The sequence below is a fragment of the Saccharopolyspora sp. NPDC045941 genome (assembly GCF_056431445.1).
On the sequence record NZ_JBWKKU010000080.1, the window covers coordinates 18,148 to 39,083 of the forward strand.

Genomic DNA, 20,936 nt, shown 5'->3' on the forward strand with positions numbered 1-20,936 from the left:
CTCGCGGCGGGCTGCTCGGTTCTCCCGGGTCCTGAAATCCGGCCGACTTCCTCCATCCTATGTGGACCGCGCGGCCCGGTCGGCGAGCGATGATCCCGCTCGATACGCGGTCGGCCTTGCCGTGCGGGGCGAGGGACCGGCACCGGCCGGGCTCAAGACGTAGTCGGCAACGTCCTTCTCTCCACGACCGGTCCGCGATCGCGGTGCTCCCGGTGCGACCGGCTGCTGATATCTCACGAAGTCGTCGACGTTCTGGCCGACCAGGCCGGACGATGGCGCCGCATATCTGATCCGGGCGGAAATCATTCGCCCCCGGCCTCGCCGATCACAGGGCGAACTCCGCATTCGGTGCCGAACGCGTTGAGCGGCCGTGCTGAAAACCGGTATCGAAATCGATGAGCTTTTTCATCCTCTGTGCGGAATACCCGTGTCTCTGGGTCGTGAGTGGTCATGGCTGCTGCGGCGACCATAGGCACTCACGACCCCTGTGCGTTCCGGACCTGACCTGGACATACATAAGTCAGGGCACCCACAGTCCAGGGAGTCTCTGAGGTTCCGCTACCCGCACCGCCACGCAAATTGAGGTTGGAAAAACCTCAATTCCGTTCTAAAGAGGGTGACGGCATGGGTGGCCATACGGGCACCCCTGAAGGACACGCCACCGAGGCGGTGTCGCCCTCCCTGGAATCTGACAGCATCGGTGGGTACGGCAGCCAGCCCAGCGCGGTTTCTTCCAGAAAGGGCACTCATGCCTTCCAGTCGCCTACCTGAGAACAGGTCCGGAGGTGCCGGCGGCAACCCGGCCGTGCGGGCGGAGGATCTGCCTACCTCGTCTGATGGGCAAGTTGGCATGCCACTTGGTGAAATCGTTCAGCGATACGACGCAGGTGCGCTTTCGACAACGGATTTGCTCGCCGAGTTGGTGGAGCACGCGAAGCGTCCCCTGTCGGAAGGGCAGCGCGGTTTGTGGGCGCTGCACAAGATGGAGCCGGACACGTATTCCTACAACGTGCCGGTATGCCTATTGTGCGAGCACGTCGACCAAGCCGCTCTTGAGGACGCATTTCGCGATGCGGTATCGCGGTACCCGATTCTTTCGGCGGCCGTCCGGGAAGGGGACGGCGGGCCTTCCCTGTCGCCCGGTGGCGCCGATCGTTTCCAGATCGAATACGCGGACATCTCGGATGTTCCCGCCGATGATGTGCTCGCGCACCTGAAGCGGAGAGCGCAGCGGCCGTTCGACCTGGCCGGCGAGCCCCTGATCCGGCTGTCCGTGCTGCGTCGTGGCGAATCCGAGGTGTACGTCCTCGTGGTCGTCCACCACATCATTCTCGACGGGCCGTCGCTGTGCCTCGTGCTCGACACCTTCCTGCGCGCCTACCAGGCCCGGGCCGGTGGCCGTGAACCATCGTCCCAGCCCGGCGCCGCGGAGTTCGGCGAGTTCGTCGCGTGGGAGGACGAGTACCTCGGTGATGCGCGCGCCGAGCGCGACCGGGATTTCTGGAAGCGGGAACTCGCCGGCCGAATTCCGCTCACCGGTTTGCCCACCGAGGCGACGCTGGCTCCTGACGCGCCGCACGAAGGCGAGGTGTGCATTCGGCGGTTGCCGAAGGAGCAGGCCGATGTCATCGCCTCGTTCGCCGCGGCGAACGGAATCATTCCCGGCGTTTTCCTGCTCGCCGTGTTCAAGACATTGCTCCACCGGTACACGGGGCAGGAGGACATCGTCATCGGAATGCCGGTGTCCGGGCGCCCGTCGGAGCGCTTCGACTCGTCGGTCGGCTATTTCATCAACACCCTGCCCATTCGAAGCAAACCGGTCGCATCGGACGAATTCTCGCTGTTCGCCCAGCGGCTGCAATCAACGGTTTTCGAGGCGATCGACCACGCGGCCTATCCATTCCCCCGCATCGTGCGAGATCTCAGTGGTCGCGATGCGGACCTCCGGTCGCCGGTATTCCAGGTCGCCTACAACTACCAGAACTTCTCCCTCACCGGAACTTTGCAGAACCTGGCGGACGAGCTCCGCGACACCTGGCCGTTCCGGGTGGTGGAAGGTCTGCACCAACTCGGTGAGTACGACCTGACGCTGGACGTGGTTCCCGGTGACGGATTCGAACTCATCTGGAAATACCACCCCGCCGCTTTTTCCGCCGCCACCATTGCGCGGATGGCCGACCACTTCGTCAACCTGATCGATGACGTCGTGGCCTCGGGCGGCCATGCCGAACTCGGCCGGCTGAACCTCCTGGGCGCCGCCGAGCGACGGCTCCTCCTGGACGAGTGGAACCGCACGGACGTCGACCATCCCGAGGACCGGACGGTCTGGGATCTCTTCGCGGAGCGGGCGGAATCGGAGCCGGACGCGCCTGCGGTGACCTGCGGGGAACAGACCCTGACCTACCGCGAACTCGCCGATCGCAGCTCGGCGCTGGCCGATGCGCTGCTGCGCCGAGGCGTCGGGGCCGGGGACAACGTGGGGGTTTGCTTCGAGCGTTCGCTCGATCTGATCGTGGGTCTGCTCGCGATCATGAAGCGAGGCGCGGCGTACCTGCCGTTGGATCCCGACTTCCCGGCCGAGCGCCTCTCGTACATGATCCGGGACAGCGGGGCCGAGCTCGTCGTCTGCCACGAGGCCGTGATGGGCGCGTTGTCCGCAGTGGACACTCACGGGGCGAGTCTCCACGTGACGGACCGCCCGGACGACGGCGGTGACGAGGTGCGGGAGCCGCGGGCCGCGCGTCCCGAGTCGACGCCTGGTGTCGCGTACACCATCTACACCTCGGGCAGCACCGGACAGCCCAAGGGAGTGGTGGTTCCGCATCGGGCGCTGACCAATTTCCTGCTGGCCATGGCCGGGACCTTCGGGGTGACCGCGCGCGACCGGTTGCTGGCCGTCACCACGTACAGCTTCGACATCGCCGGTTTGGAGCTCTACCTGCCGCTGATCACCGGCGGGCATTGCCGCATCTGCGATTCGACGACGGTCAAGGACGCCACGTTGCTCGCCGCGGAGGTGGACGAGTGGCGGCCCACTCTCATGCAGGCCACCCCCGCTACCTGGGCCATGCTGCTGCGCGTGGGGTGGAAGAACACCTGCGGGGTCAAGATCCTCTGCGGTGGGGAGGCGTTGCCGGAGAACCTCAAGGACCAGCTCGTGTCCAGTGGCGAGGCTTGGAACCTGTACGGGCCGACGGAAACCACGATCTGGTCGACGGTGCGGCGGTTGCGCCGCGACGAGCCGGTGACCATCGGAACGCCGATCGCGAACACGCGGCTGTACGTCCTCGACGAGAACATGCAGCCGGTGTCCGTCGGGGTACCGGGCGAACTGTGCATTTCGGGCCGTGGTGTCGCGCTGGGATACCACCGGAAGCAGGACCTGACGGCGCAGCGCTTCGTCGAGAACCCGTTCGTCCGCGGCGAGCGCCTCTACCGGACCGGTGACGTCGCGCGGCGGCTGCCCAACGGCGAAATCGTCTTGCTCGGGCGGATGGACAACCAGATCAAGCTCCGCGGTTACCGCATCGAGCTCGGTGAGATCGAGGCCGTGCTCAACGGTCATCCGGACGTCGCGAACAGCGTTGTCGTGGTGGAGCGCAAAGGCCGATCGGAACGGCTCGCCGCGTATTTCACGGTGCACGGCGACAGTCGGCGTGCCATCGACACCAAGGCGCTGCGCGCGCATCTGGAGAAGACCCTCCCGGCCTACATGGTGCCGAGTGCGTTCGTGGCGCTGGAATCCTTCCCGCTCACGGCCAACGGCAAGATCGATCGGGCGCGGCTGAGCGACTCCGGTGAGCAGGCACCGGTCGTGCGGTCCACCTCCGATGCCGCTGCGGGTGCGGTCCGCGTCGAGCGGAGTGTGCGCAAGATCTTCGGCGAGGTGCTCGACCGCGAGGACGTCGACCGCGACGAAGCGTTCTTCGAGGCGGGCGGCGACTCCTTCTCCGCCATCGAGGTGGTGGAGGAGATCAACCGGACCTTCGGTTGCCGGCTGCGGCCGGTGGCGCTGTTCTCGAACCCGTCGATCGCGGCCATGGCTCGGCATATTGCCGGGCTGCCATCGGAAGCGACGTCCCCGGCGCACGCAGCAGTGCAGAGCGCGCCCCGGCAGCTCGATCCGCTTCCCGACGGCCGCGCGGAGGAGCCTGCCATCGAGGACGGGTATCTCGACGATTCGATCGCAGTGGTCGGCATGTCGTGCCACTTTCCCGGGGCCGAGAACCCCCGGGAGTTCTGGCGCAACCTCCAGGAAGGCAATGGCGGCAGCACGTTCTGGTCGCCCGAGGAGCTGCGCGCGCTCGGGGTGCCGGACGAACTGATCGGTCGGCCCGGGTACGTGCCGCAGCGGGCGGTCATCGAGGGCAAAGCGGAATTCGATCCGGCGTTCTTCGGGATCTCGCCGCGCGACGCCGAGCTCATGGACCCGCAGGGCCGTCTCCTGCTGCTGCACGCGTGGAAGGCGTTGGAGGACGCCGGATACCGCCCGGAGGACGTTCCCAACACCAGCGTCTTCACGTCGACGAGCAACAACTTCTACCAGGCGCTGTTGCCGAGCCTGATGGAGAACGCGGCGGGCGCGCGAGTTCTGGCCAGCAATGAGGGTTACGTGGCCTGGCTGCTCTCGCAGGGCGGCAGCGTGCCCACGATGATCTCGAGCAAGTTGGGGCTGAGCGGCCCCAGCATGGCTGTGAGCACCAACTGCTCCTCGGCGTTGAGCGGACTCCACCTCGCGTGCCAGGGACTGCTCTCCAGCGAGGTCGATCAGGCACTGGTCGGCGCGGCCAGCCTCTACTCCACGATGGAGCTGGGCTACGTGCACCAGCCGGGCCTGAACTTCTCGAGCGACGGGCGTTGCAAACCGTTCGACGACACGGCCGACGGCATGACCGGCGGTGAAGGGGTGGGCGTCGTCGTTCTCAAGCGCGCCCGCGATGCTTTCGCCGACGGCGACCACGTCTACTGCCTGATCCGCGGGGTGGCGGTCAACAACGACGGCGGCGACAAGGCCGGGTTCTACGCCCCGAGCGTACGAGGCCAGGTCGACGTCATCCGCAAGGCGCTGGACAAGTCGGGCGTGGACCCCGAGTCGATCCGCTACGTCGAGGCGCACGGCACGGGCACCAAGCTGGGCGATCCCATCGAGGTCGCGGCGCTGACCGAGGCGTACCGGCACTTCACGGATCGGAGCCGGTACTGCGGGATCGGGTCGGTCAAGAGCAACATCGGCCATCTCGACGCCGCCGCCGGGATCGCCGGCCTGATCAAGCTGGCCCTGAGCCTCCACCACGGCGAGGTCCCGAGATCCCTGAACTGCGACGTGCCGAACACGCAGATCGATTGGGAGAACTCCCCGTTCTTCGTGGTCGACCAGAACCTGCCGCTGAGCAGGACGGGCTCCGAGCCTCCGCGGGCGGGGCTGAGCTCGTTCGGCGTAGGCGGCACCAACGTGCACGTGGTGCTTGAGCAGGTGGCCCCGCGTTCGCGCGTGGTGCCTTCCGCTGAGAGGAGTTCGGGGGAGCATCTGGTCGTCCTCTCGGCACGGGACGGCGAACGCCTTGAAGCCCTCGCTCGGGATCTCCTGGCGTTCTTGCCGGAGTACCGCGGGGACCTGGCGTCGCTGGCGTACACGCTGCAGACCGGACGGCGGGAGATGGCCAGCCGGATCGCGTTCATCGCCGACGACTTCGAGACATTGGCCGCGCAGCTCGGCGCCTACGTCGAAGGCAATGTGCCGGAAGCGGCTTTCGCCGGCACCGTCCGGCGCCAGGACGACGAACTGGTATCGCTGTTCGCCCGAACCGAGCAGCTCCAGGAGCTCGCTGCGGAATGGTTCGAGCGCGGCGAGTGGGAGAAGATCGCACCCCTTTGGGTCAGCGGCATCGACGTCGCCTGGAACTCGTACTACGGCGTGCAGGTGCCAGGACGGGTGAGCCTGCCGACGTACCCGTTCGACACGAAGCCGTTCTGGCCGACCGCGGCAGCGGAACCGGTGAGGCCGAGGCAGCCCGTGCAAGCGGTGCAGCCGGCCGCGTCCCACGAGCGCGCGCCGGTCGACGCTGATGCCTTGCTCGGGGCCGGAACCGATGGGATCGAACGGTTCCTGGCGCGGCACCAGCAGAGCACGGCCGAGATGAACGGGATCCTGCGGCAGCTGATGCTCGCGCAGCTGTCGACGATCGGGCTCTTCCGCGAGCCCGCGCGGTACGAGCAGGTCGCGGCGGGCGTGATCGCGCCCGGCTTCGCGAAATGGCTCGATCACAGCGTGAACGTGCTGGTGGACGGCGGCGAGCTCGTCCGCGAGGGCGGCTTCCTGCGGACGCGGGACGGCGCGCCGGACGCCGAGCAGGCGTGGCGGACCTGGCGTGCGTGGAAGGACGGGCGCGGCAGCGATCCGGAGCTGGCAGCCAAGACCGCGCTGGTCGAGCGCATGATCGAGGCCATGCCGGCGATCCTGACGGGAGAGCTGCCGGCCACGAGCATCATGTTCCCCGGCGGGACGCTGGAACTCGTCGAGGCGGTCTACCGGCGGAATGCGACCGCCGACTACTTCAACGCGATGACGGCCGGCGCGGTGCGTTCCGAGGTGGCGGAGCTCCTTCGCGGGGCGCGATCCGGGATCCGGGTGCTGGAGATCGGCGCCGGCACCGGGAGCGCCAGTGATCGCGTGTTCGAGCAGCTGGAGCGCTTCGAGCGCGATATCGCGGAGTACTGCTACACCGACATTTCCAAGGCGTTCCTGATCGAAGCGGAAAAGCGGTTCTCGCCGCGCGTTCCGTACCTGACGTGCAGGACGTTCAACGTGGAACTGCCTCCCGGCGAGCAGGGATTCGCGGCGGGGCACTACGACATCGTCATCGCCAACAACGTGCTGCACGCGACCAAGGACGTCGTGGAATCCGTCGAGCACGCCCGGGCGCTGCTCCGCCCTGGTGGCGTTCTCCTGCTCAACGAGCTCGCCGAGAACGAGCTGTGGTCGCACCTGACCTTCGGGTTCCTCGATGGCTGGTGGCGCTACACGGACAGCTGGCGCATCGATGGTGGCCCTGCGCTGTCGTCGGCCTCGTGGCGAGACGTGCTCCGCGACAAGGGATTCGACGCGGTGCACTTCCCGGCCGAGCGGGCCCGGTCGTTGGGGCTGCAGACCGTGGTGGCGCGGGTTGGCGCGCCGGCGTCGCTTCCCGCCCCGAGGAAGGTCGATCGGGAAGTCTCGCTCGAAACGCACGTCGAAGAGGCCCTCGTCCGGAGCCTGATGGCTTCGTTGAAGCTCCGCAGGGAAGAACTGGAGGACGACAAACCGTTCGCCGACTACGGGCTGGACTCGCTCACGGGCGTCAACCTGGTGCAGCAGCTCAACGAATCGCTGGGCACCGACCTGGATCCCAGCGTCCTGTTCGACAATCCCTCCATCCGGCGGCTGGTGAGATTCGTTCTGGCGGAGCACGGCGACGCGATCAGAGCCGACGAGGAACCGGAGACGAGCCCGATCCCCGCTCCGGTCGAACCTGCGCGCGTCGAGGCGCCACGGACCATCGAGGCGCCACGCGTCACCGAGGCGCCACGCACCGCCGAGGCGCCTCGGGGCAGCGATCCCATTGCCATCGTCGGCATGAGCGGCCGGTTCCCGGGTGCGCGGAACGTCGATGAGTTCTGGCGCCAGCTGGTCGAGGGCCGCGATCCGGTGACCCCTGCCTCCCGCTGGGACCTGTCGTCCCTCCGGAGCCGGTGCGCGGACGGCGGATTCATGGACGGCATCTACGAGTTCGATCCGCTGTTCTTCGGGATTTCCGGGGTGGAAGCCTCCTACATGGAGCCGCAGCAGCGGTTGTTCCTCCAGGAGGCGTGGAAGGCGCTCGAGGACGCGGGCCATGCGGGCGAGTCGCTCGACCGCGATCGTTGCGGGATCTACGTCGGTTGCGGCGCCGGTGACTACTTCGACCTGACGACGTCGTCCGATTACCCGGCGCAGGCGTTCTGGGGCAACATGAGCTCGCTGGTGCCCTCCAGGATGGCCTACTACCTGGACCTGCACGGACCGGCGATGGCCGTCGACACCGCGTGCTCCAGCTCGCTGGTGTCCATGTACCTGGCGTGCCAGGGGTTGTGGGCGGGTGAGGCCGATCTGGCGATCGCCGGCGGTGTCTTCGTCCAGTGCTCGCCCCGGCTCTACATCGCGGGATCGCGCGCCGGGATGCTGTCCCCGACCGGAAGGTGCCACACGTTCGACCAGGCCGCCGACGGATTCGTCCCCGCCGAAGGCGTCGGAGCGCTGGTCCTGAAGCGGCTTTCGGATGCCGAGGCCGACGGGGACCACATCTACGGCGTGGTCCGCGGGATCGGCATCAACCAGGACGGCACGACCAACGGGATCACCGCGCCGAACGGGAATTCCCAGGAGAAGTTGATCGGGCAGATCTACCGGGACTTCGAGATCGACCCCGAGGGGATACAACTGGTCGAGGCGCACGGCACCGGGACGAAGCTCGGCGACCCGGTGGAGTTCAACGCGCTCGTACGGGCGTTCCGGGCCCACACGAGCGAGGAGCACTTCTGCTCGCTGGGGTCGAGCAAGGCCAACATCGGCCACGCCCAAGCCGCGGCCGGCGTGATCGGGATCATCAAGACGCTCCTGGCCATGAAGCACGAGACGATGCCCGGGCTCCTGCACTACCGGACGACCAATCCCGGCATCGCGCTGGAGGGCAGCCCTTTCTACGTGCACGCGGAGCCGAGGGAGTGGGTCGTCCCGCAAGGCGGCAAGCGGCGCGCTGCGATCACGTCGCTCGGTGCCAGCGGGACGAACGCCCACGTCGTCATCGAGGAGGCGCCGGCATCGCCCCGGCGGAGCAGGTCCGCAATTTCCATTGAAATCGAAGGTCCGATTTCAATGGAAATTGCGGCAAGGTCGGGAGGCCCCCGGCTGATCGCGCTGTCGGCGCGAACGGGGGAGGCCCTGCGCCAGCAGGTGGCCGATCTCGCGCGTGCATGCCGGGAGCGCCGGGATCTGGATCTCGGCGATGTGAGCTACACGCTCCTGCTCGGGCGGACGCACTTCCAGCACCGGTGGGCCCGCGTGGTCGACGATGTGGCCGAGCTGGAACGCGCGCTCACCGCTTGGCTTTCCGGCGAAGGCGATTCCCCCGGAACCGAGGCCGGGCGGCCGCACGTCCTCGCCGCGGAATTCCTCGACGGACGGACACCCGATTTCGGCGAGTTGTTCCGGGACGGGCGCTACGGGCGTGTGCCGTTGCCGGTCTATCCCTTCGACCGGAACCAGTACGAATTGCCGAGCGATGTATCGCCCAATGGCGTGCTGCTGAGCGGCATATCGCCGAGCCGCGACCGCCGGCCGGACAGCACGACGCTCACCGGTGACGAGTTCTACCTGCGCGATCACCGGGTGCAGGGAACCGCCATCGTGCCGGGAGCGATGTACCTGCAGTGGGCTTACGCGGCCGCCCGGCAAAGCGCCGGTGCCTCGGACGGGGACGCCGTTTGCTTGCACGACATCGCCTTCCTGCGCCCCCTCGGCGTGGCGGAGGGGCCACGCGCGCTGCAGGTGGAGCTTCGCCCGGAGGGCAGCGGGACCCGCTTCGAGGTGCATTCCGCGGCAGCGAACGCCGGCGGTGAGTCGGTGATTCATTGCCAGGGCGGGATTTCGCACCCCGATCGGTCGGCGCAGCCGGTGATCGACCTGTCCGCGATGCTCCGGGACTTCCGGCGTACCGCGACCGGACCCGAACGCTTCTACGCGGAGTACCGGGAGCTCGGGATCGACTACGGCCCGGCGTTCCAGGGCCGCGGCGCGGTGTACGAGGCCGAAGGGGCGGTGCTCGCGGAGCTGAACCTGCCGGACGTGGTGCTGGACACCGCGCGCAGCTTCGCGCTGCACCCGGCGCTGGTGGATTCGGCGATGCAGTGCATGAGGCTGCTCGTCGGATCCGGCGACGAGCAGCGCGACGTCGGGTTGGTCTTCTCCATCAAGAAGGCGGAGATCTTCGCGCCGTGCTCCGAGAAGATGTGGGCCTGGGTCCGCTGGAGCGACGACGCCCGGGACGCCGGACGAATCGACATCGACCTGGCCGACGATCGCGGCAAGGTGTGCCTCGCCCTCCGGGGGATCACGGGCCGCCGCACCGCGCGCACGACCGCCCCTGACGAGGCGGGCAAGTCGGAGGCTGTCGCACTGCTCCCCACGTGGGCCCCGGCCCGCGAGGTCGAGACCGAGACCTGGCCGCGGACCGCCGAATCGGTCGGCATCATCGCGGCGACGCAGGACGCGCGCGACGTCCTGGTCGCGAGGTACCCGTCGGCGCACGTGCTGGCAGTCCCACCGAACGGTTCGCAGCACGACATCGAAACCGCCGTTCGGTCCGCTCCCGCGCTCGACCACCTGATCTGGGTGGCACCCGAGTACTCGGAGGCGGCATCCGGTGAGGGCATCGTCGACGGCCAATCCGCCGGCACGCTGCAGGTCTTCCGCACGGTGAAAGCGCTGCTCGGGGCCGGCTACGGCAACCGCTCCCTGGGGTGGACCGTGATCACGAACCGCGCGCACCAGGCGCACGAGGCCGAGCCGATCGATCCGACCAACGCCGGCGTCGCGGGCCTGGCCGGCTCGGTGGCGAAGGAGTACCCGAACTGGAAGATGCGGGTGGTGGACGTGGACGCGTACGACACCGCGTCGTTGTCCGCCGTGCTGAGCCTGCCCACCGATCCGGACGGCAACATGCGGATTCGCCGGAGCAGCACGTGGTTCCGGCAGCACCTGACGCCCGTTCGCTCCAGTTCGCCGACGTCATCTCGGCTGCGGGAAGGCGGTACCTACGTCATCGTCGGCGGGGCCGGTGGACTGGGAACGGCCATCAGCGAGCACTTGATCCGCCAGTACGGCGCGCAGGTGGTGTGGCTCGGGCGAAGCCCGCGGGACGCGCGCATCGACGCCGCCGTCGCCGCAGCAGCGGGACCCGGCGGACCCGCACCGCTTTACCTGCAGGCCGATGCCACCAGCACCGAGTCCCTCCGGCAGGCGCGGGACGAGATCGAACGGCGTTTCGGGAGCGTGCACGGCGTCATCCACTCCGGACTGGTCTTCTCGGGTGCGAGCCTGGCCAAGATGACCGAGGCGGAATTCCACGACGTGCTCCGGGGCAAGGTCGACGCGAGCGTGCGGCTGCTGGACGTGTTCGGCGGCGACTCGCTGGAGCTCGCGCTCTTCCTCTCGTCCATCAACTCGTACCTCAAAGCCATCAAGCAGGCGAACTACGCCGCCGCCTGCACGTTCGTGGATTCCTTCGCGCACGCGGTGGAACGCCGCTACGGATGCGCCGCCAAGGTGATCAACCTCGGTTACTGCTTCAACAACGCGGTGGCGGAGAACGACCGCGCGGCGGTGGTGGGCGCCGGCGTTCCGCTCATCCAGGCGAGCGAGCTCATGGCGGCGATCGAGCTGCTGTGCGCGGGACCGGTGGACCAGCTGACCCTGATGAAGTTCAGCCCGGCCTTGAACACCCGGGGAATCACCGTGGGAGACGACGAAGTCGTCCTCCGCTGGGACGAGCCTTCGCCGTCGTTGGCCGCGGTCCACTCCGACCACCGGGAGCTGCGAGATGCGTTCGCCGATCTGGAGCGGCTGCGTGCACGAACCAAGGAACTGAACGCGCTCGTGATCTGATCGCGCAATTTCGGAGGGACCGATCATGAAACGGCTGCTGTGCGACTTCCTGTGGTCTCACCTGCGTGTTCTCGGGGCGTTCAGCCGATCCGAGCAGACGTTGGGTGCGGCGCGGGAAGCGGCCGGTCTGCTGCCGGTGTACGACTTGTGGTTCGCCGAGTGCGTTCGCGTCTTCGAGGTCGAGGGCTACCTCGAACGCCGGGACGACAGCATCCTGGTCGGCGAAGCCCGGGGGCACCGGCCGCTCGATGAGCTGTGGCGCGAGTGGGACGCGGAAAAGCCGCACTGGCAGGGGAATCCCGACCTGGCCGCCACCCATCTGCTGGTGGAGACGACGCTCCGGGTCCTGCCCGACATCCTCACCGGGAAGCGGCGCGCCACGGAGGTCATGTTCCCGGGCGGGTCGGTGGAACTGGTCGAGAACGCGTACAAGTCCAACCCGGCATCGATCTACTTCAGCACGGCGCTGGCCGCCAAGCTGGTCGCCCACCTGCGGCGCCGGGCCGATGCCGAGCCCGGTTTCGAGCCGCGGATCCTGGAGATCGGCGCGGGCACCGGTGCGACGAGCGCCATCGTCCTGGACGCCATCCGGGCCGAGGGCCTGGCGGTGCGGGAGTACCGGTACACGGATCTCTCCCGGGCGTTCCTGGAACACGCCGAGCGGTCCTACGGGCCGACCAGCCCGTTCCTGGCCTACGGCATTCTGGACATCGAGAACGCGGTGGCAGAGCAGGGAATTGCCGTCGGCGAGTACGACGTGGTCATCGCCGCCAACGTGCTGCACGCCACCCGGAACATCCGGAACACGCTGCGAAACGCCAAGGCGCCCTTGAAAAGGGGCGGAATCCTGCTGCTCAACGAAGTGACCGCGAACAACTTCCTCAACGCGTTCACCTTCGGTCTGCTCGAAGGGTGGTGGCTCTACGACGACGCGGAGTCGCGCATTCCGGGCAGCCCCCTCCTGTCGGTCGAAGGCTGGCAGCGCGTCCTCGCCGAGGAGGGGTACGGGCCGGTCACCCTGCCGTTGCGGGAAGCCACGGATCTCGGTCAGCAGATCATCGTGGCCGAGAGCGACGGGGTCGTGCGGCAGGCGAGCACAGCGGCGCGCGAATCCGCGCCGGATCAAGCGCCGGAGCCGGTTGAGAGGGCGCCGGTGCGCGAAAGCCCGGCCGCGGTGAGCCTGAGCGGTGGGTCCGCGCCCATGGATCGCCTGCTCGACCACGTTGCGGGAACAGTGCTCGACGTGCTCGCGGAATCGCTGCGCATCGATCGCTCCCGCATCGCGCATGACGAGCCGTTCTCGAACTACGGCCTCGATTCCATCTTCGCCGTGAACGTGGCCCGTGCCGTCGGTGAGCAGCTCGACATCGACCTGGACATCACGGTGCTCTTCGAGCACGGGACCGTAGCGGATCTCAGCGAGTTCATCGTCACCGAATTCGCCTCCGAGATCCAAGCCCCGCTCCAGTCCGAAACCCCCGGCCCCAGCGGGGGCGCTCCCCCGGAAGTGAGCGCACCTGCTGGCGCGGTGCCGATCGGGGAGGAGGCCGAGCCCGAGGGGATGGCCATCGTGGGGATGTCCGCGCGGTTCCCCCGGGCCGACGACATCGAGGAGTTCTGGCGAGTCGTCGAACAGGGCGAACGCTGCATCACCAGCCCGCCGATGCGGCGTGCGGACTGGGCGCTCCAGGGCGACGGCGTGGAGGTGGCCGCGATCCGGGGCGGGTTCATGGACGAGATCCACGAATTCGACCCGCTCTTCTTCGGCATGTCGATGACCGAGGCGCGGCAGGTGACTCCCGAGCTCCGCTTGATGTTGATGGCGGCGTGGAACGCCATCGAGGACGCGGGTTATCAGCCCGCGGAGCTGCGGGCGCGGCCCACGGGGGTCTTCGTCGCCGCCACCGCCAGCGAGTACGAGCCCGGAGCGCCGGACGCCGACGGCGGGCCGAGCCTGATGAGCTCGCCGGCGCCCGCGCTGATCCCCAATCGCATTTCCTACGTGTTCGACCTGCACGGTCCGAGCGAGCAGTGCGACACGACGTGCTCGTCGTCGCTCGTGGCCCTGCACCGCGCCATCCGGTCCATCCGCGACGGGGAGTGCGACCAGGCCCTCGTCGGCGGCGTGAACCTGATCATGTCGCCGGCCCGCTTCGCCGGAATGCGGGCGGCGGGGATGCTCAGCCCCAGCGGGGACGTGCGCCCGTTCCAGCAGGACGCCGACGGCACCGTGCGCAGCGAAGGTGCCGGCGCCGTCCTGATCAAGCCGCTCAGCAGGGCGATCGACGACGGTGACACCATCTACGGCGTTGTGCGCGGCACCGGCGTCGCCCACGGCGGCAAGGGTGTTTCGTTCACGGCGCCGAACGTCCGCGGCATGAAATCCGCCATCGCAGGCGCCTACGCCGACGCGGGTATCGACCCCGGCACCGTCTCCTACGTCGAAGCCCACGGCATGAGCTCGATGCTGGCGGACAGCGCGGAGATCGCGGCGCTCCGCGCGAGCCTGGGAGGCGACACCGCGGCGCCGGACGGCGAAGACTCCGCCATCTACCTCGGCAGCGTGAAGCCGTCCATCGGGCACACCGAGGTGTTCTCGGGTCTGGCAGCGCTGGTGAAAACGGTCCAGGCAGTGCGGCGCGGCGTGGTCCCGGCGATTCCCGGCTTCGGGAATCTGCACGAGAACATCTCCCTGGCGGGATCTCGGCTCCGGGTGGCCGCCGAGACCGTCCCGTGGCCCGTCCGCACCGGCGACGACGGCCGTGCGCTGCCGCGTCGTGCGAGCATCAACAGCTTCGGGATCGGGGGCGTGAACGCGCACGCGGTGCTCGAACAGCACCTGCCCGTCCACGGCGATGACGCGCAGGAGAGCGCGCTTTCGCCGCAAATCCTCGTGCTCTCGGCCAAGACCGGGAACGCCCTTCGCGAACGGGCGAAGCAGTTCGTCGACTGGTCGACGAACGTGGGCCCGGAGAATTGGGCGGACGTCGCATACACCCTGCAGGTCGGGCGCGAGGCGATGGACTGCAGGCTGGCGCTGATCGCGGCCACCGCTGAAGAGGCGGCCGCGGTGCTCCGCGGCTGGCTCGACGACGACCCGGAGATGCGCGCGCGGGTGGCCGTCGCCGACGGTGCGCAGCGCGACCGCGGCATCGTCGACTCGTCCGCCGACACCGACGAGTTCCTCCGTTCCCTCGTGGCGCAGCGGCGCATGGATCTCCTGGCCGATCGCTGGGTGGCGGGCGCGTCCGTGGATTGGAGCCTGCTGCACCAGGGGGCGCGACGCCGGAGGATTCCGCTGCCGGGCTACCCGTTCGAACGGCGGATGTGCTTCGACATGCAGCCCCCAGGCCGGTCGGTCCCCGCACCGTCGGCCGTCGGTGAACACGTCGGCGCGGTGGGACCGGAGGACTTCGTCACCGGTCTCGTGGCCTCGGTGCTGGGCCTCGAAAAGCACGAGGTCGACGGCTCGAAGGCGCTGGCCGACTACGGTCTCAACTCGCTGCTCCTGGTGGCGGTGCTGAGCCGCCTCCGCGGCGCGTTCCCGGCGTTCCAGCCGGATTGGCTGCAGCCGAACGACACCCTGGACGACGTGGTCGCGCGGCTGTCGACGGTGGCCGCGGACGGCAGCCTGCCCGAGGGCCCGCAGTTCCCGGAGCTCGTGCACCTGAACGGCGTGACCGAGGGCAGGCCGGTGTTCTGGATCCACGGCGCGTTGGCCAGCGTCGAGACGTACCGCACGATCGCCGCGAAGATCGACCGCCCGTTCTACGGAATCCAGGCCCGTGGCTTCATGACGGAACACGCGCCCGTCGAAGGCATTCCGAAGATGGCCGAGTACTACACCGAGATCATCCGCGCGGTGCAGCCCGAGGGGCCCTACGACGTCGGCGGGTTCTGCCTGGGCGGAATCGTCTCCTACGAGATCACCCGCCTGCTCCAGCAGCAGGGACAGGAGGTGAACTCGCTGATCATGGTGGACTCGCCGGACGGCACCGGCCTGGCGAAGTCGAACGCCAGCGGGTCCGCGACGGCCCGGAGCGCGGCCATCCAGGTGGTGAACTCGTTGCTCTGGCCGGCCGGGGTGAAGGACCTCGCCGAGGTGACGCGACTGCTGATCCACCAGGACGAGGTCGACGCCACGGTGGACGAGGCGGAACTCGTGCGGCAGCTCGCCGATCTCGCCGTCGAGCGGGGCCTGTCCATGAGCCGCGAGCAGATCGCGGACTTCACCCTCCGCAACATCGGGGTGCAGCTCGCCTACGGGCTCGCCGAGTACGAGGTCCGGCCGCTGGTGGACCCGACGGCCGTGGACTGCACGTACTTCCGCAACCGCAGGGGGCTCTTCCTCGGCGATCTCGAACCGTACTTCCAAGTGGCCGGCGAGACCTTCTCCCTGGACCACGTCAACTACCGGCAGGACTGGGAGCGCGAGCTCCCGGCGCTGCGAGTGGTGGACATCGACGCGGCCAACCACATGACCATCCTGCACGACGACGGGCCGCTCGCCGCGATCGAGCAGGCGTGCGTGGAGACCTACGTCGAAGGCGGTGCCGCCTGATGAGCCTTTCTCATCCTGCTGCGACCGCAGCCGCGACGCTTGATCGCCCAGCCAGTGCGAGTTGTCGCAAGCGCGAAGCGCTTAGCCCACTCTCGCAACCGGCACCGCCGCGGGTCCGCGGTGCCCACCCCTCCGGGGTTCCCTCGGCGAGGACGGCCCCTCCGCCGTGTATTGGACATACATCAGGAGGGGCACCCACAGACCAGGGGAGCTCTGAGGTTCCGCTACCCGCACCGCTATGCAAAACGAGGTTGGAAAACCCTCATTCTCGATGCGAGGTCAGCTGATGCGTTCCTACGTCTTCCCGGGTCAGGGAGTGCAGAAGAAGGGAATGGGCAAGGGCCTGTTCGAGCACTTCCCGGAGTTGTGCCGGCAAGCCGACGAGGTGCTCGGGTATTCGATCGAGGCGCTGTGCTTGGAGAATCCCGACCGGCAGCTGAGCGGAACCACGTACGCGCAGCCCGCGATCTACGTCGTGAACGCGCTGCACTACCTGACGGCGCGCGGGCAGGGCGCGGCGCCTGCGGATTACCTGGCAGGCCACAGCCTCGGCGAGTACAACGCGCTTTTCGCGGCAGGCGCCTTCGACTTCGAAACCGGCTTGCGGCTGGTGAAGCGTCGTGCGGAGCTGATGGGCCAGGCCGACGGCGGCGGGATGGTGGCGGTGGTCGGCGTGTCCGGGGAAACCATCGCGGAGACGCTGGAAGCGCATGGCGTCGCGGACGTCGTCATCGCCAACTGCAACGCTCCCGAGCAGCACGTGCTGTCCGGGAGCAAGGAAGGGCTGGAGCGGATCAAGCCGGTCTTCGAAAAGGTGGACGGCGTCCGGGGATTCGTTCCGCTCCGGGTCAGCGGGGCCTTCCACTCGCCGTGGATGGCGACGGCCGCCGAGCAGTTCCGGGCGTTCCTGGACACGGTCGACTTCGGTGAACTCCGGACGCCGGTCGTCTCCAACGTGACCGGCCTGCCCTTCGGATCGGGCGCGAAAGCCATCCGGGAAACGCTGGCGGAGCAGATAACCCACGCGGTCCGATGGGTGGAGTGCGTGCGGTACATGCGAAAAGCCGGCGTGTCGACCTTCGAGGAGCTGGGCGGGAGCAAGGTCCTGACGTCCCTCGTCGACCAGATCCCGGCGGAGGAGCCGGAAGAAGCCGGGCCTTGGCGCGAATACCGCGACGAGCGCGTACTGGCACTGCTTCGCGATTGCGCGAACGGAAACCTCGGCGTCGACGAAGTCATTGCAACGATCCGCGCCGGCGGAACGTCTCATCGGTGAGCGACCGAGCCTGCCCGGCTCGACACCGTCGCTCAGCGCACATCTCGCAGCAATGGAGATCTTCCAGTCATGATGTTCATCGATTACCTCGACCGGGGTTCCAGCATCAACCCCCAGGCGCCGTGCATGGTCGATCCCGACGGCACCGTGCTGATGACGCACGAGGAGTTCACCTCGGTCAGCCACCGGGTCGCGGTGGGGCTGTTGGGCGAGGGCTTAGAGCAGGGCGAACGCGTGTCCATACTGAGCCCGCCCGACGCGTACGCGTTCGCCTGCGCGGTCGGCGTGATCCGCGCCGGCGGGATCTGGATGGCGGGGCACGCGGCCAGCGCGGCGGACGACCTCGTCGACTTCCTCAACCTCGCGAAGTGCACCCGGCTGATCTACCACGGTTCTCAGGCCGATCTCGCCGCAACGCTCATCGAGCGCGTCCCCACCCTGCGGACGACGGTTTCGATCGGCCCCGGCCGCGAGGGCGACCCGGAGCTGACCAGCTGGATGGCACCGGAAGGCGCGACGGCGCCGCTGCTCCCGGTGGATACCAGCCAGAACATGCTGTTCATCAGGACCGGTGGCACCACCGGCAAACCGAAGATCGTGCCGATCAACAACCGGCAGGCGCACCTGATGTACGTCGCGGTGAGCGCGCACGCCGCCGAACCCGAGCCGCCCCGCTACATCTGCGCGACGCCGCTGGCCCACGCCGGCGGTTCGTTCGCCTTCCCGGCGATCGGCGCAGGGGGATCGGTCATCATCCACCGGGATACGGTGCCCGAGGAGATCCTGACCTCGATCGAGCGCAACCGGGTGACCCGCATCTTCCTGCCGCCCTCGAACCTGTACGAGCTCCTGGCACATCCCTCGGTCCGCGACCACGACTACTCCTCGCTGCGCCACTTCTTCCTGACGGCATCGCCCGTCGCCCCCGAGCGAATGGCCGAGGCCGTGGACGTGTTCGGGCCGGTCATGACCCAGTTCTACTCGCAGTCCGAGGCGCCGCTGGCCCTCACGGTGCTCACCGCCGAGGACGCCGCACGGGCCGTGGCCCCGGACGGCGACCGCAGGCTGCTGGCCTCCTGCGGCAAGCCGACGGTCGTCGCCCGCGTCGAGATCATCGACGACGACGGCAACGTCCTGCCGCCCGAGCGGACCGGCGAGATCGCGGTCCGGTCCGACCTGGTTTTCCCCGGCTACTGGGAGAACCCGGAGGCGACCGCCGAAACCCGGCGGCCGGGCGGCTGGCACGGCACCGGCGACATCGGCCTGCGCGACGCGAACGGCTACATCTACATCGTCGACCGCAAGAAGGACCTGATCGTCACCCGCGGCGGGCTCAACGTGTTCTCCTCGGAGGTGGAGGCGGTGATCCACACTTTCCCCGAGGTCCACGACTGCGCCGTGATCGGCTTGCCCGACGACGAGTGGGGTGAGGCGGTCACGGCGGTCGTCGAGCCGAAGCCGGGGCGGGAGATCGATGTCGAGGCGATCATCCGGACCTGCGAGGAGCGGCTCGGCCCGGTGAAGGCGCCCAAGTCGATCCTGGTCCGCGGCCTGCCCCGGTCGCCCGCCGGCAAGGTGCTCAAGCGCGAGCTGCGCGACGAGTACTGGGACGCCCAGGCGCGGAAGGTGTGATGGCGGCAGTGCTCAAGACCCGCCGGCGGCGGACTTCCGCCCGGCCTGGCGGTGGAAGTCGAAGTACGTCGCCAGGAGGAATCAATGAGTGAAACAGCGGGGGGCAGGCTCGGCCGCGAGCAGGTGGCCGGGCCCGGTGCCGAGATCCTGCGCGGCTGGCGGCCGTTGACCGCCGCCACGGTCGGCATCGGTCTCGGGATCGCGTCGCTGCCGTTCTACACCTTCGGGTTGTTCATCCCGGAGCTCGAGGCGGAGTTCGGCTGGAGCCGCAGCCAGATCTCGTCGGTGCTGTTCATCGGCTCCATCATCAACATCATCCTGTCGCCCCTGATCGGTCTGGTCGTCGACCGCTACGGCGTGCGGATCCCGTCGGCGCTGTCCCTAGCCGCGCTCGGCGGGATCTTCATGGCGCTCTCGGCGGTAGGGCAGCCCTTCACGAGCTTCCTGCTGCTGTCGGCCCTGATGTACGTGGTGGCGGCGGCCTCTTCGCCGGTCTCGTTCACCCGCGCGGTCAACGAGCGGTTCGACCGGGCTCGCGGAATCGCGCTCGGCATCGCCTTGGCCGGTGCGGGGCTCGTCGCCTTCCTCGCACCGCAGATCCTCGGCGCGCAGATCGCGGAGGACTGGCGCGGTGTCTACCGCATCCTGGGGATCGTGGTGCTGGTGGGCGCGGTGGTCGTCGGCGTGCTGATGCCGCGCTCGCGCGGGCTCGCTCGCGCGGCAGCCCGCAAGGAGGTGTCCGCCGCCCCGAGGCTCGCGCCGCTGCTGCGCACCGCGCTTTTCGGCCGCCTCGCGGTGACTTTCCTCCTCCTCGCGCTCGCGCTCGGCGGCATGTCGGTGCACTTGGTCCCGCTGTTGCGCGACGCCGGTGTGCCGGCCGCGTCCGCGGCGGGAACGGCCAGCCTCGTCGGCGTGGCGCTGATCGTCGGACGGCTGGTGGTCGGCCTGCTCGTCGACCGCTTCTTCGCGCCGAAGGTCGCCGCCATCGTGCTCGCCGTCGCCGCGGCCGGATTCCTCGCCCTGCTGCTCGGCGGTCCCGACCTCGCCGTCGTGGCCGCGATCGGCCTCGGCCTGTCGCTGGGCGGCGAGGTGGACGTCATGGGGTACCTCACCGCCCGCTACTACGACCTGACCTGCTACGGCCGCCTGTTCGGCGTGCTGTACGCGATCTTCGTCGTCGGGATCGGCGCAAGCCCGTTGCTGATCTCGTGGCTGCGCAGCGCGACCGGTGGTTACGACGTCGCACTCATCGCGTCCGTGGGGCTTCTCGCCGTCGCGAGCGTTCTGCTGCTGACCGCACCGCGGTTCCCGGACAAGACCACGGCAGAGCGGGAGGAATTGACTGCTCCCCCCGTCTGAAGGTGGGGATTCTTCGTCCCTCGTCTCCAGGCGTAGTGGGGATTCCTGGCTCAGGCAGCCTCCCGAGGCAGCGCCTCGGGAGGTCTTCCGCCCTCAACACCAGCCGGGTACAGCCCAGCCCGGACCAGCATCACGCGCGCGGAGTTCTTGTCTCTCGGACAGACGTGTCCGCACGCGGTACAGGTATAGGTTCGTTCCGACAGCGGCAGCGCGTGCTTGGTTCTCGCCCCGCACTGCCCGCAGTCCATCGTCGTGTGCTTCGGATCGACAAGCACCACCAGGCGGCCGTGCTTGCGCCCCATCATGATCAGTTCGTTCTTCGTGGCCGAGATCGCAGCATCAGCCGCTTTCCTGGCCATCGTGGTCTTCGCGAGAAATTTCGGGCGGAAGTCCTCCACCGCGATCGCATCGTGGTCAGTCACCACGCGCAT

At 68.5% G+C, this 20,936-nt stretch carries 6 protein-coding genes; 5 read left to right on the forward strand and 1 reads right to left on the reverse strand.

Going from position 1 to position 20,936, the window contains the following annotated elements; genetic code table 11:
* Positions 1 to 922 precede the first annotated feature (922 nt).
* The 5 genes from AC07FN_RS39925 to AC07FN_RS39945 all read left to right on the forward strand — a co-directional run bounded on the left by AC07FN_RS39925 (position 923) and on the right by AC07FN_RS39945 (position 20,505).
* Positions 923 to 11,677: an amino acid adenylation domain-containing protein gene (locus tag AC07FN_RS39925; protein WP_478400342.1), complete on the forward strand. Its 10,755-nt coding sequence runs from the start codon at positions 923 to 925 to the stop codon at positions 11,675 to 11,677.
* Positions 11,678 to 11,702: 25 nt separating this feature from the next.
* A complete protein-coding gene (locus tag AC07FN_RS39930; RefSeq protein WP_478400335.1) occupies positions 11,703 to 16,238 on the forward strand; it encodes a beta-ketoacyl synthase N-terminal-like domain-containing protein in 4,536 nt (1,511 codons plus the stop codon).
* A 271-nt stretch (positions 16,239 to 16,509) separates the two neighbouring features.
* Positions 16,510 to 17,514, forward strand: coding sequence for an ACP S-malonyltransferase (gene fabD, locus AC07FN_RS39935; RefSeq protein WP_478400336.1), 1,005 nt, complete (start codon positions 16,510 to 16,512; stop codon positions 17,512 to 17,514).
* Between the two features lie 69 nt (positions 17,515 to 17,583).
* Positions 17,584 to 19,146, forward strand: coding sequence for an AMP-binding protein (locus AC07FN_RS39940; RefSeq protein WP_478400337.1), 1,563 nt, complete (start codon positions 17,584 to 17,586; stop codon positions 19,144 to 19,146).
* Positions 19,147 to 19,230: 84 nt separating this feature from the next.
* Complete coding sequence (locus AC07FN_RS39945; protein WP_478400338.1) at positions 19,231 to 20,505, forward strand: MFS transporter; 1,275 nt, start codon at positions 19,231 to 19,233, stop codon at positions 20,503 to 20,505.
* A 50-nt stretch (positions 20,506 to 20,555) separates the two neighbouring features.
* On the opposite strand, the gene AC07FN_RS39950 is transcribed toward AC07FN_RS39945, so the two are convergent.
* Positions 20,556 to 20,936 (reverse strand): zinc ribbon domain-containing protein (locus AC07FN_RS39950; RefSeq protein WP_478400339.1); only part of this gene is annotated, 381 nt, incomplete at its 5' end.

Bases quoted from the DNA above. Each gene is read 5' to 3' on its own strand.
- AC07FN_RS39930 (WP_478400335.1), top strand. From the start codon at position 11,703: ATGAAACGGCTGCTGTGCGACTTCCTGTGGTCTCACCTGCGTGTTCTC.
- fabD (WP_478400336.1), top strand. From the start codon at position 16,510: ATGCGAGGTCAGCTGATGCGTTCCTACGTCTTCCCGGGTCAGGGAGTG.
- AC07FN_RS39940 (WP_478400337.1), top strand. From the start codon at position 17,584: ATGATGTTCATCGATTACCTCGACCGGGGTTCCAGCATCAACCCCCAG.
- AC07FN_RS39945 (WP_478400338.1), top strand. From the start codon at position 19,231: ATGAGTGAAACAGCGGGGGGCAGGCTCGGCCGCGAGCAGGTGGCCGGG.